General features: G+C 42.9%; 5 protein-coding genes, 2 tRNA genes and 3 rRNA genes. All 10 read right to left on the bottom strand.

Annotated features, from left to right (window positions below; genetic code table 11):
• Positions 1–31: 31 nt before the first annotated feature.
• The 10 genes from OM33_RS01565 to mutT all read right to left on the bottom strand — a co-directional run bounded on the left by OM33_RS01565 (position 32) and on the right by mutT (position 13,880).
• A complete protein-coding gene (locus OM33_RS01565; protein WP_038637844.1) occupies positions 32–757 on the bottom strand; it encodes a substrate-binding periplasmic protein in 726 nt (241 codons plus the stop codon).
• A 715-nt stretch (positions 758–1,472) separates the two neighbouring features.
• Positions 1,473–1,587, bottom strand: a 5S ribosomal RNA gene (rrf, locus tag OM33_RS01570).
• Positions 1,588–1,723: 136 nt separating this feature from the next.
• Positions 1,724–4,604: ribosomal RNA gene (locus OM33_RS01575) — 23S ribosomal RNA — on the bottom strand.
• Between the two features lie 277 nt (positions 4,605–4,881).
• A tRNA-Ala gene (locus OM33_RS01580) sits at positions 4,882–4,957 on the bottom strand.
• Between the two features lie 46 nt (positions 4,958–5,003).
• Positions 5,004–5,080, bottom strand: a tRNA-Ile gene (locus tag OM33_RS01585).
• A 76-nt stretch (positions 5,081–5,156) separates the two neighbouring features.
• Positions 5,157–6,689 (bottom strand): 16S ribosomal RNA (locus OM33_RS01590).
• Together the 16S, 23S and 5S rRNA genes with 2 tRNA genes alongside form the textbook arrangement of a ribosomal RNA operon.
• A 563-nt stretch (positions 6,690–7,252) precedes the next feature.
• Complete coding sequence (nagP, locus tag OM33_RS01595) at positions 7,253–8,554, bottom strand: N-acetylglucosamine MFS transporter NagP (protein ID WP_038637847.1); 1,302 nt, start codon at positions 8,552–8,554, stop codon at positions 7,253–7,255.
• A gap of 314 nt (positions 8,555–8,868) precedes the next feature.
• Positions 8,869–11,454, bottom strand: a complete 2,586-nt coding sequence (locus OM33_RS01600) for a family 20 glycosylhydrolase (protein WP_038637850.1) — start codon at positions 11,452–11,454, stop codon at positions 8,869–8,871.
• Between the two features lie 204 nt (positions 11,455–11,658).
• A complete protein-coding gene (gene ggt / locus OM33_RS01605) occupies positions 11,659–13,347 on the bottom strand; it encodes a gamma-glutamyltransferase (protein WP_407681044.1) in 1,689 nt (562 codons plus the stop codon).
• A 143-nt stretch (positions 13,348–13,490) separates the two neighbouring features.
• Positions 13,491–13,880 (bottom strand): 8-oxo-dGTP diphosphatase MutT, encoded by a 390-nt coding sequence (gene mutT / locus OM33_RS01610; protein ID WP_038637853.1) that lies wholly within the window; start codon positions 13,878–13,880, stop codon positions 13,491–13,493.
• Positions 13,881–13,931: the final 51 nt, after the last annotated feature.

The raw sequence follows: 13,931 nt of genomic DNA on the forward strand, positions 1-13,931 counted from the left end.
CATAGCAAAGCGGGGTTAACCCGCTTTCTTATTACTCTATCTCTCCCAAATACTTTTCGACCACTCTTTGATACCCACCATCAAGCAAAAACAGCACTAGCTCACGATTAAATTCATCTCGCAATTTTTCATTCTTAAAAGCAGCACTGGCAGTAACTGGGGGAATAAGTGAGTGCTCAGAGAACATACTCAAATCACGCTGTTTATCTGTCAATCTATAAAAATAATAAAATATATATTTATCTAACACTGCGTAATCATAACGTCCTTTATAAAGTGATTCAGGTATCACTTCCATACTAGGTGATTCAAAATAACTTTCTTGCTTAGCAAGCTCAGCAAAAACAGAACCAAAATACCCAGGAGCCCCTTGAAAAGTGATAATTGAATGACCATTGAGATGGGCCAAAGAAGTAGGTGCAAACTTATTATTTCGCAAGGAAAAGACCGTAGGTGCGTATTTAACTATCGGATGAGAGATAAAAAACTGTGCTTCATCAGTTGCACTGAATATCGGAGCCATAACTTCAAATTGACCAGCTTTCACTAATGTTTCAGCACGACCTAAGGGAACAAAGTGAAAGTTGACCCTATAGTCCAAGCGATTTAAAACCGCCTTAACAATATCAAGATCGATACCATTATTTGATTGATGCTTTATGGTATGTGGCGGCCCCTCACTACTCAATACACTAATTTCTTTCGCATTAATCTCAAACAATGAAAATATAAAAAGCAAAAATAGCAATCTATACATTACTTCCCTTTTTAAAACGTTAAAATTTAATTACTGTAAGAGTCAGATAATTATACTTATTCTTATATTTAGTAGTCTCTGCCCTCATTATATTGCTCTCTAAGCACTCCTAAAGTTTAGATCTAGCATAAGGCATTAAAAGCTCATTAAAGTGCAGAATGGAGAATTTAGTAATACCTCACAACCTTTTATGGTTTTCTACTTTACTCTTTAGCTGTTTATATATTAGTACATACACCATTGAAGAGTATATGAGGTTTAATGCTTTTGAGTACTTTTGCTGAATGAATAGCAAATAATTGATAATAATTTCAGTATTATTCTTGCATTGCGAAGTTACTCTGAAGTGACTTAAGCAGAACATATGTCGTCATCGATGTTTAGTAACTTGGTGAATCGAGCATAAAGATATTCAATAGAAGCAACGTTTTTAGTAAAAATTTCCAAGCAATTTAAAACGCAAAAAGCCCGCTCATTGGCGGGCTTTGATGAACATGGATGTACGAATGTCGACAAGCTTCATGGATGAAGGGCTTTTATCGACCTTACTTAATTAGGCGAATTACAACCGAAATGAAGTTTCACAGTGTAATGAGGTCAGGTCATGGAAGACCGATATAACCTAGCTTCATGGATGCATTATAGTGCTGTGAGTTTATTAAACGCCCAAACGCAAAAAAGCCTCAACATGTGTTGAGGCTTTCTTTAAATAGGAGCTTGGCGATGTTCTACTTTCACATGGGCGAACCCACACTATCATCGACGCTGTTTCGTTTCACTTCTGAGTTCGGCATGGGGTCAGGTGGTTCCAAAACGCTATAGTCACCAAGCAAATCTGGTTGACTTAAGAGCTTGTCTTAAATCTTAATCTGGAAAGCTTTTTTTAAGTAAATGTCTACTTTAGTATTTGTCTCTTTTTTCAGAGACTATTCAACTTCTAACGAGTCTAAACCACTTTGGCGTTGTATGGTTAAGCCTCACGGGTAATTAGTACGAGTTAGCTTAATGCCTCACAGCACTTCCACATCTCGCCTATCAACGTTGTAGTCTTCAACGGCCCTTCAGTTAACTCAAGTTAAAGTGAGAACTCATCTCGAGGCTCGCTTCCCGCTTAGATGCTTTCAGCGGTTATCGATTCCGAACGTAGCTACCGGGCAATGCAATTGGCATCACAACCCGAACACCAGCGGTTCGTCCACTCCGGTCCTCTCGTACTAGGAGCAGCCCCTCTCAATTCTCAAACGCCCACGGCAGATAGGGACCGAACTGTCTCACGACGTTCTAAACCCAGCTCGCGTACCACTTTAAATGGCGAACAGCCATACCCTTGGGACCGACTTCAGCCCCAGGATGTGATGAGCCGACATCGAGGTGCCAAACACCGCCGTCGATATGAACTCTTGGGCGGTATCAGCCTGTTATCCCCGGAGTACCTTTTATCCGTTGAGCGATGGCCCTTCCATTCAGAACCACCGGATCACTATGACCTACTTTCGTACCTGCTCGACGTGTCTGTCTCGCAGTTAAGCTTGCTTCTACCATTACACTAACCGTACGATGTCCGACCGTACTTAGCAAACCTTCGTGCTCCTCCGTTACTCTTTGGGAGGAGACCGCCCCAGTCAAACTACCCACCAGGCACTGTCCACAACCCCGATTCAGGGGCCTATGTTAGAACATCAACACTACAAGGGTGGTATTTCAAGGACGGCTCCACACAATCTAGCGACTGTGCTTCAAAGCCTCCCACCTATCCTACACATGTAGGGTCAATGTTCAGTGCCAAGCTGTAGTAAAGGTTCACGGGGTCTTTCCGTCTAGCCGCGGGTACACAGCATCTTCACTGCGATTTCAATTTCACTGAGTCTCGGGTGGAGACAGCGTGGCCATGGTTACACCATTCGTGCAGGTCGGAACTTACCCGACAAGGAATTTCGCTACCTTAGGACCGTTATAGTTACGGCCGCCGTTTACCGGGGCTTCGATCAAGAGCTTCGCCGAAGCTAACCCCATCAATTAACCTTCCGGCACCGGGCAGGTGTCACACCCTATACGTCTTCTTTCGAATTTGCAGAGTGCTGTGTTTTTAATAAACAGTCCCAGCCACCTAGTCACTGCGACTCTCGTCCGCTTAGAGAGCAAGTCTCATCACAGATAAGAGCGTACCTTCTCCCGAAGTTACGGTACAATTTTGCCTAGTTCCTTCACCCGAGTTCTCTCAAGCGCCTTAGTATTCTCTACCTGACCACCTGTGTCGGTTTGGGGTACGATTCGAAATAATCTGAAGCTTAGAGGCTTTTCCTGGAAGTATGGCATCAACAACTTCCACTCCGTAGAGTGTCGTCTCGTATCTCAGCCTTAGAAACCCGGATTTGCCTAAGTTTCCAGCCTACATACTTTCACATGGACAACCAACGCCATGCTTGTTTAGCCTGCTCCGTCCCCCCATCGCAATTATTCCAAGTACGGGAATATTAACCCGTTTCCCATCGACTACGCCTTTCGGCCTCGCCTTAGGGGTCGACTCACCCTACCCTGATTAGCATGGGATAGGAACCCTTGGTCTTCCGGCGAGCGGGTTTTTCACCCGCTTTATCGTTACTCATGTCAGCATTCGCACTTCTGATACCTCCAGCATGCCTCCCGACACACCTTCAACAGCTTACAGAACGCTCCCCTACCCCGCGAATAAATTCGCAGCCGCAGCTTCGGTGGTATGTTTAGCCCCGTTACATCTTCCGCGCAGACCGACTCGACCAGTGAGCTATTACGCTTTCTTTAAAGGATGGCTGCTTCTAAGCCAACCTCCTGGCTGTCTGGGCCTTTCCACATCGTTTCCCACTTAACATACACTTTGGGACCTTAGCTGGCGGTCTGGGTTGTTTCCCTCTCCACGACGGACGTTAGCACCCGCCGTGTGTCTCCCGGATATTACTTATTGGTATTCGGAGTTTGCAAAGGGTTGGTAAGTCGGGATGACCCCCTAGCCTTAACAGTGCTCTACCCCCAATAGTATTCGTCCGAGGCTCTACCTAAATAGATTTCGGGGAGAACCAGCTATCTCCCGGTTTGATTAGCCTTTCACTCCTAGCCACAGGTCATCCGCTAGCTTTTCAACGATAGTCGGTTCGGTCCTCCAGTCAGTGTTACCTGACCTTCAACCTGCCCATGGCTAGATCACCGGGTTTCGGGTCTATACCCAGCAACTAAACGCGCAGTTAACGCTCGCTTTCACTACGGCTCCCCTAAATGGTTAACCTCGCTACTGAATATAAGTCGCTGACCCATTATACAAAAGGTACGCAGTCACAGAACGAATCTGCTCCTACTGCTTGTACGTATACGGTTTCAGGTTCTATTTCACTCCCCTCACAGGGGTTCTTTTCGCCTTTCCCTCACGGTACTGGTTCACTATCGGTCAGTTGGGAGTATTTAGCCTTGGAGGATGGTCCCCCCATATTCAGTCAAAGTTTCACGTGCTCCGACCTACTCGATTTCACTGTAAATAAGTTTTCGTGTACGGGACTATCACCCTGTATCGTCAAACTTTCCAGAATGTTCCACTAACTACATTACAGCTTAAGGGCTAATCCGATTTCGCTCGCCGCTACTTTCGGAATCTCGGTTGATTTCTTTTCCTCGGGGTACTTAGATGTTTCAGTTCTCCCGGTTCGCCTCACTTACCTATGTATTCAGTAAGTGATACCACTAAGTGGTGGGTTTCCCCATTCGGAAATCCTAGTCTCAAGCGCTTTTTACTAGCTTGACTAGGCTTATCGCAAGTTAATACGTCCTTCATCGCCTCCAACTGCCAAGGCATCCACCGTATACGCTTAGTCACTTAACCATACAACCCAAAATGGTTTGCATCGTCAAAGACAGTTTTTAACTCCGCCAGAAGTTAAATATTGAATACTAAAGTAGATACCAACATTAAAATTAATTAATGCGGCATATTTTCTTTACTTTATTTTGAGAACTCTAAATTAAATATTGCACTTACTAAGTAAGTACTTAATTTAAAGTTTGTCAGCTTTCCAAATTTTTAAAGAGCAATCGAGAATTACTTCTCAAAACTAAACATACTGTGATGTTAGTTTATTTAGGTTTGAGAAGAGAGAAAGTGGTGGAGCTAAGCAGGATCGAACTGCTGACCTCCTGCGTGCAAGGCAGGCGCTCTCCCAGCTGAGCTATAGCCCCACTATGATACTTGATTATGTGTGCCACTTAATCTGGGAGGAGAAAGTGGTGGGTCTGAGTAGACTTGAACTACCGACCTCACGCTTATCAGGCGTGCGCTCTAACCAGCTGAGCTACAGACCCATAATCAATTATTGTTGTTCTCAATCATTTAACAATCATCTGTGTGGACACTTCGAACAAAAAGTTCTAAATCGTATAAGGAGGTGATCCAGCCCCAGGTTCCCCTAGGGCTACCTTGTTACGACTTCACCCCAGTCATGAATCACTCCGTGGTAAGCGCCCTCCCTAAGGTTAAGCTACCTACTTCTGGAGCAACCCACTCCCATGGTGTGACGGGCGGTGTGTACAAGGCCCGGGAACGTATTCACCGCGACATTCTGATTCGCGATTACTAGCGATTCCGACTTCATGGAGTCGAGTTGCAGACTCCAATCCGGACTACGACGCACTTTAAGTGATTCGCTTACTCTCGCGAGTTCGCAGCACTCTGTATGCGCCATTGTAGCACGTGTGTAGCCCTACACGTAAGGGCCATGATGACTTGACGTCGTCCCCACCTTCCTCCGGTTTATCACCGGCAGTCTCCTTAGAGTTCCCGACCGAATCGCTGGCAACTAAGGATAGGGGTTGCGCTCGTTGCGGGACTTAACCCAACATCTCACAACACGAGCTGACGACAGCCATGCAGCACCTGTCTCAGAGTTCCCGAAGGCACCAAACTATCTCTAGTAAGTTCTCTGGATGTCAAGTGTAGGTAAGGTTCTTCGCGTTGCATCGAATTAAACCACATGCTCCACCGCTTGTGCGGGCCCCCGTCAATTCATTTGAGTTTTAACCTTGCGGCCGTACTCCCCAGGCGGTCTACTTAATGCGTTAGCTTTGGAAGACAGTTCCGAAAAACCGAACTCCTAGTAGACATCGTTTACGGCGTGGACTACCGGGGTATCTAATCCCGTTTGCTCCCCACGCTTTCGTACATGAGCGTCAGTGTTGACCCAGGTGGCTGCCTTCGCCATCGGTATTCCTTCAGATCTCTACGCATTTCACCGCTACACCTGAAATTCTACCACCCTCTATCACACTCTAGTTTGCCAGTTCGAAATGCAGTTCCCAGGTTGAGCCCGGGGCTTTCACATCTCGCTTAACAAACCGCCTGCGTACGCTTTACGCCCAGTAATTCCGATTAACGCTCGCACCCTCCGTATTACCGCGGCTGCTGGCACGGAGTTAGCCGGTGCTTCTTCTGTTGCTAACGTCACAGCTAGCAGGTATTAACTACTAACCTTTCCTCACAACTGAAAGTGCTTTACAACCCGAAGGCCTTCTTCACACACGCGGCATGGCTGCATCAGGCTTGCGCCCATTGTGCAATATTCCCCACTGCTGCCTCCCGTAGGAGTCTGGACCGTGTCTCAGTTCCAGTGTGGCTGATCATCCTCTCAAACCAGCTAGGGATCGTCGGCTTGGTGAGCCATTACCTCACCAACTACCTAATCCCACTTGGGCCAATCTAAAGGCGAGAGCCGAAGCCCCCTTTGGTCCGTAGACATTATGCGGTATTAGCCATCGTTTCCAATGGTTGTCCCCCACCTAAAGGCATGTTCCCAAGCATTACTCACCCGTCCGCCGCTCGTCATCTTCTAGCAAGCTAGAAATGTTACCGCTCGACTTGCATGTGTTAGGCCTGCCGCCAGCGTTCAATCTGAGCCATGATCAAACTCTTCAATTAAAAGTGTTTTTGGACATAAGTCCGACTCAATGAATTCTGATTTTGATATCAAAAGATATCGAATTGACTGTGCTGAATAAATTTCTTTATTCTGTTGGTCACTCAGTTCAATTAAGTCTAAATTTTGTTACGCTAAAAGCGTATGTTAGAACTTAATCTGTACGAGTGCCCACACAGATGATTGCTTAAATTTTTAAAGAACAGTGCAAACAACTTGGTGTTTGCTGCAGCCTCTCTCGCTGCGAAGTGGAGCGCCATATTAACCGCTTCACTTTTAAAGTCAACTAGAAAATTAATTTATTTTTCAAAGTAACTTTCCGTTTGACTCCCGGCCACTTAACTCAGCGTTTGTTGTTGCTGTGCTCCGTGTCGGTGGATGCGCATTATAGGCAGATCGAAAATCAGATCAACCCCTTTTTTATAAAAAAGCGATCTTTTTTGATCGTTTGATTATTAAGTATTCAAAGCACCACTTTAATTAACACTAAAGCTACATTTGCGCATAAAAAAACGCCAAACTGATGTTTGGCGTTTTAGGGAGTGTAATACTAATGAAAATTTGATTATTTCCAACTACGCATTTTATGACCTTTCACTGCGTAGAAGATAATAAACAGATAACTAGGTACCATTAATGCATACGCACCTTGTGCACCTAAACCTGCTACATTACCTAGACCAATAAGTAATGGACCGAGCGCACCACCTGCAATACCCATAATAAGTAAACCTGATGCAGTACCCGTTAGTCGACCTAAACCACTTAATGCTAAAGGCCAGATTGCAGGCCATACCATTGCATTAGCAAAGCCTAAAAGCGCAATACACACGAGTGGATCAGGTAATTCAGGACCACCAAACGGAACAAGTAGTATATTTGAGATAGTTGTTGATTCGTTACTACCGAATACAACAGCAGCAACTGTAATTAAACCTGCAATACCCGACATGACCAATGCATTTTGCTGTGACATGTATTTAGGGATAAGTGCAATACCAATTGCATAACCCACTAGCATGCATGCCATAGTGTACGATGTCATCATCGAGTAATCAGCTACACCAATCGCAAGTGCGTATGAACCAATGGTATCTGCAGCGATTACTTCTACTGCTACATAAAGTGCAATACCAATTACACCTAATACTAAATGAGGATGACTGAGTGCTTCACGCACTTCACCTTTTGCATTTGGGTTTTCATCTTCAAATACTAAATCAGGTAATGATGAGAATTTTGCGAATGCAGCAAACGCGAAGATTAAACCGGCAATTGCTATATAAGGTGCAACTAAACTATTTGCCATTACATCTTTTTGCGTTTGTGAAAGTACTTCACCCTCTCCTGCAACTGCGGCAACCGTTACCATTGCAAATACAATAGGAACAACAACACCAGCAAACTTGTTTAATAAGCCCATAATACAAACACGCACAGCTGCTGACTTTTCTGAACCCATTTTAACAACATAAGGGTTAACCGCCGTTTGTAGTACAGTTTGACCTACACCAATGAGCAATTGAGCGAATAAGAAAATTTCAATCATTTGCAATTTCGCTGCCGGAATATATAACAACGCAGAACTTGCCATGATTGCACAACCTATTGCCATGCCATTCTTATAGCCTACTTTCTTAATTAACATTGCCGATGGAATACCAGCAATGGTTACTGCAATATAGAAAGATGAAATAATAAATGAAGCTTGCAGCGGTGACAGCTCAAGCATTTGTTGTAAGAAAGGTGTGATTGCACCGTTTAACCAGGTAATACAGCCTAGTATAAAAAACATTGAGCCAGCAAGTACCATTGGTAGAATGATGCTTTGCTGGGAATTTTGTTCGTTTTCCACTGTTGCTTCCATAAACTTCTTCTTGTTGCAGTTAATCTTATGTCATAGCTTTACGCTATGAAAATACCGTTTGCGTTAAGTAGTCACATCATGCAGACGCATACTATATAGATAGTTAACGCAATCAGTTTATTTTCTTGGTTTTATTATTAACGCTTATCACTTTTTAAATGGCAATTTATGGAAGTTAGCGCTTCCCCTAAGCCATAAAATGATAGCGCTGTCATTTTACTTTAATGCAATTGAATAAATATTGCCAGTTTGAATTTTGAATTAATTAGAACAAAAAGGGAGCAAATGCTCCCTTTAGTTTTAATTACAATTAGTTAATTAATCGAAGTAATACGACTCTTAACTTGGTCATTTAATGAACTTCTTAACCACACTTGGGCATTACCCACAACAACTGGTTTTTGATATGTTTGCCACGACTTACCTTTATCAACACTGTATTCAACATCTAAGTAAGCTGTTGCAACACTGGTTGTTAGAGTACCGTTATTGACTTCACCACCAGGGACATCAAGATTAGCTTTCACACCTGACTTAGCTAGTTTTGCAAGCTCCTTGCTACCTAGTGCAGCAGAGAAAGTCATCCAATCTTTAGCACGCTTTTCAGCGTTTGGTTTTTCACCTTCCCAAGACGCTTTATGCCATGAACGCTCAGCTACTGCTAACACTCGCGGGAATAACATCGCCAGAACTTGATCTTCAGTACGAATTGTTTCAGACCATACCTGTCCTTGCATACCTAAAATGTTTTCAGGCTTTTCAAGCTGAGGTAATGGACGGCCAACTAAGTCTTCTAGGTTTTTGATAACTTCACCAGTACGGGTAAAATCAGCATTGGCATATACGTTGTCTGGCATATAACCAAATGCTTTTTCATTACTGATAAAGCGCGTTGCCCAATAGTAACCACGCTCTTCTGGGTGTGCTTCGTAAGGGTGATCAAAATAAAGGTGCGTACCATGTGATAAAACAACTTGATAGTCATTATTTGCTAAACGGTAAGCACGATCAGCAACCCCCCACTCCCAAATGTTATCCCAAGCATTCGCTGTAAATATTGGATTAGGGAATTCTTCACGGTTAAATGTATTCACGCGGTCATACATTAAGCCATCTTCCCATGCACCTGGTGCAATACCACGTTTCGCAAGCATTTTTGCCACGCGCTGGGTAAAGTAGGGCTTAAGATCGGCAGGACCTGCAACCCCATTACCAGCCTCTTCAAACATTTTTTGACACGCAGGTGAATTAGTCCAAGAACCGGCGCCAACTTCATCACCACCAAAATGCAGGTTTTCTATACGTACACCTGCTTCACGATACATTTGTTGAAGCTCGTACGTCACTTTCTCCATAAAGTTATAACTTGAGTCCATACACGCATTAATAGAGTTATCTGTGTAATTCTGAACGGTGATGTATTCTGACTTATCTTCAGGGTCACTCAGTAAGTATGCTTTCGCGCCCACTTCGTCGCCTGCTTTCATCAATTTACGGTAACGCGCTTCCATTGCTTTAATCGATGCACGCGCATGACCTGGCGACTCTACCTCAGGAATGATCTTGATATGACGTGCAGCGGCAAATTTTAATAATTCAACAAAATCATCTTTTGTAAGATAACCATTGCCTGATCCGTCTTTATGTGGACCTGTACCTAACTGAGTCAATAAACAAGAATCTTCAGATAAATCAAAACAACGCACACCACCAATTTCTGCAAGCTCAGGTAATGATGGGATCTCTAAACGCCAACCTTCATCATCAGAAAAATGCCAATGTAATGTATTGAGCTTATATTTTGCCATTTGCTCAACCAACTTAAACATTGCATCTTTACCATGGAAGTTACGTGCATTGTCATAATGCATACCGCGGTAGCTAAAGCGCGGCGAATCTTTAATTTCTACACGTGGTAATTCAACACTGCCGTTGGCGTCTGCTGGGAAAAGTGCCAATAATGACTGCAAACCATAAAACACACCGGCATTATCACTGCCAACAACCGTAATTTTGTTTTTATCAATTTCTAAGTGATAACTTTCGGCGTCACCGTTTTGAATTGAATTATCTACTTTTAATGATAAATGTGGTTTTTTGCCAACTGAGATATGGTTTGCATTTGCCTCGAGCTTAAGGCCATAGAGTTTTGATAAATCATCAAGCAGTACTGTTACTTCTTGCTTTAAACTACCTTGATAGCTAACAACCCAATCTGACGAAAGCGTTACTTCGCCACGAGAGAAATCAATATCAAGTGGCTTAGGAATAATGCGTTTTAAAGCGTCTTCTTGGCTTGGCGTGTATTTTTCATTTTTGATATTAAGTGCATGACGGTTTTGTGCATCGGCAATCACACTTAAATCTTTTGGCGTGTTAAATTTCTTTAATTGGCGCTCTTCAACAATTGGCAGTACAAACTGTTTTAAATCTTCAGTATCTGTACTAGCAAATACTTCTGCATCTTTATTATTGAGTGAGATAAACGCACGTGGCATCACATCTGAATAAGACACAATATAAGCTGCTGCTTCATACTCAAGTGCTAACGTTTCACCAACGGCTAAACCAGCAAATGCCTTAGTCGGCACTAAACGATGCAAGTCACCATTTACATGCTCAATAGCGATACCTTTTACTTCAGAGGTTTTTACTTTACGAATACTGTGAAAATACAGCTGCCAGTTACTTTCACCTTTTGGTAGTGCAACTTTTGAAGTGTTTTTAAGTTGGATTTTACCGATGTAACCGCCATCGTTGTTATGAAAATTATCAACGACACCAAATTTTAGATCCGCTTGTGCTGCAAATTCTTTAATGTCAGATTGCGATAGCTTGGCATTAGCAAATAAGGGCGTTGCCAATAAAGCTGTAGCAAGTATGGTTTTTCTCAAATACATAAGACTTCCTTTACTTGTTAATTATGCGCTTTCTAACCATAGAGCAACGAAAGCGTTAATTTTAGTTTTTGTTATTAGGAATCATAATGACTATTTAATGACAGCGCTATCAAAACAACTTAAAAAAAACCTTAATTTTATCTGAAAACATTTAATATCAGTAAGTTAGAGGTATTACAAAATACCTCTAACGTGTTGAAATTATTAATAGCCTGCAGCCATACCGTCCTTGCGCGTCTCTGATGCGCCAACATAAACGCCATTTGAGAGCTGCTTCATAATCGCTTGATAACCACCGTAGGGGCCAACTGCATGTTGAAGTGTATGCCCTTTTTTCACCAGCTCACGTTTTGTCTTTTCTGAAAAACCAGCTTCCAAGCTAACATAGCCGCCATTTGTCATTTTTTCACCGGTTGGCTGTGACGAACCAGTATGTAAAATGCGTGGTGCATCACCTGCTTCTTGCAGATTCATACCAAAATCAATCATATTAATTAGAATTTGCGCATGCATTTGCGGTTGTGTAGCGCCACCCATCACACCAAAGCTGATATAAGGTTTGCCATCTTTGGTGACAAAGGCAGGAATAATAGTATGAAAAGGTCGTTTCTTCGGTGCATAAACGTTGAAGTGGCCTTCTTCAAGGGCAAATAGCTCGCCACGATTTTGCAACACAAACCCTAACTTTTCTGGCGTCATGCCAGAACCCATACCGCGATAGTTACTTTGAATAAGTGATACCATGTTGCCATCTTTATCAGCAGTGGTTAAATAAATGGTATCGCCTTCAACTGGCCCAGCATCCACTTGCTTGCTCGCTTTATTTGCATCAATAAGCTTGCGACGCTTTGCAGCGTATTCTTTACTAATTAATTGTTTTACTGGAATGTCATTGAATGATGAGTCAGCGTAGTATTTAGCGCGATCAGCAAAAGCTAATTTTTTCGCTTCAACAAAAGTGTGAATATATTCAGGGCTATCAAAGCCCATACTTGCAATATCATAGTCCTCAAGAATGTTTAAAATTTGTAGTGCAGCAATGCCTTGGCCATTCGGTGGCAACTCCCATAAATCATAACCGCGATAGTTAGTGCTTACTGGCTCTACCCAGTTACTTTTATGTGACGCTAAATCGTCGTAACTCAAATAACCACCATTAGCTTTCATATAACGGTCGATTTCTTTTGCAATATCACCTTTATAAAATGCATCACGACCGCCTTTGGCTATTTTGCGGTAAGTTTGCCCAAGCGCAGGGTTTTTAAAGATTTCACCTTTTTTTGGCATATGGCCATTTGGCATAAATACTTCTTTAAAGCCCGGGTACTTTCCACGTACAGACACACTTTTATCAAGGTAATAAGCAATTAGTTCTGATACTGGAAAACCATTTTCAGCATAGTGAATTGCAGGGGCTAATAACTCTGTCATTGGTAATTTGCCAAATTTGTCGTGCAATTCAAACCAACCGTCAACCGCACCAGGCACTGAAACCGGTAAAGGGCCATAACTGGGGATTTTGTTGCCTTGCGCTTTAAGCATATCAAGCGTTAACGATGCTGGCGAACGCCCCGATGCGTTAAGTCCGTGCAATTTTTGATCTTTTTGTTGCCACACAATGGCATATAAATCACCGCCAATACCACAACCTGTAGGCTCAACTAACCCCAATACTGCATTTGCAGCAATCGCGGCATCTACAGCACTGCCACCTTTTTTTAAAATATCGAGCGCAACTTGCGTTGCTAGCGGTTGTGACGTTGCAGCCATGCCATTTTCAGCAAAGACTTCTGAGCGACTGGCAAACATTTCACCTGTAATGCGATCGTATGCACTGGCGATTGATGGTATTGCCAAACTGATAATCAGTAGAGAGGGTTTAAGCCATTTCATTATTATTATCCTGTTGTTCTGGTTATAGCTAACATAGCGCTTTTTCTGAACAGGAAACAATAATTCGAGGTAAATAGAGAAGATCTGTAGATAAAATGCAGGTTGGTAGCGAAGTCGTAGATGCTTTGCTACCAAGTTGGGGACTAGTTTGATTGCAGCTTTTCGATAATCACTACATTGGCAGCTGGGAATTCGTAATTATTTAAATCACTAATGGCCACCCATTTATGATCTTGCCCTTCAAGATGCCTCGCTTCTCCATCAAACGCCTCAACTAAGTGAATATCTAGATGCACTGATTTATCTGGGTAATCATGATGAATTTCTAAAAATGGCGTTGAAGATTTTACGTCAATGCCGATTTCTTCGTTTAATTCTCTTGCCAGTGCTTGCGTCACTGTTTCACCTGCTTCCACTTTACCGCCTGGGAATTCCCATTTTCCGCCTTGATGTTGTAACTCGTGACGTTTAGCAATAAAAATTAAGTCATCTTTTTTAATTACACCCACTGCAACATGTACTTGTTTTTTCATTTTCCACTCACTTCAAATCATAAAAAAAGCGACACTCTGTGTCGCTTTTCT

Origin of the sequence: Pseudoalteromonas piratica (assembly GCF_000788395.1) — a bacterium.
GTDB lineage: Bacteria > Pseudomonadota > Gammaproteobacteria > Enterobacterales > Alteromonadaceae > Pseudoalteromonas > Pseudoalteromonas piratica.

What these genes read in the sequence shown, in the direction of transcription:
- nagP (WP_038637847.1), bottom strand. Translation starts at nt 8,554, where the DNA reads ATGGAAGCAACAGTGGAAAACGAACAAAATTCCCAGCAAAGCATCATT.
- OM33_RS01600 (WP_038637850.1), bottom strand. Translation starts at nt 11,454, where the DNA reads ATGTATTTGAGAAAAACCATACTTGCTACAGCTTTATTGGCAACGCCC.
- OM33_RS01565 (WP_038637844.1), bottom strand. Translation starts at nt 757, where the DNA reads ATGTATAGATTGCTATTTTTGCTTTTTATATTTTCATTGTTTGAGATT.
- ggt (WP_407681044.1), bottom strand. Translation starts at nt 13,347, where the DNA reads ATGAAATGGCTTAAACCCTCTCTACTGATTATCAGTTTGGCAATACCA.
- mutT (WP_038637853.1), bottom strand. Translation starts at nt 13,880, where the DNA reads ATGAAAAAACAAGTACATGTTGCAGTGGGTGTAATTAAAAAAGATGAC.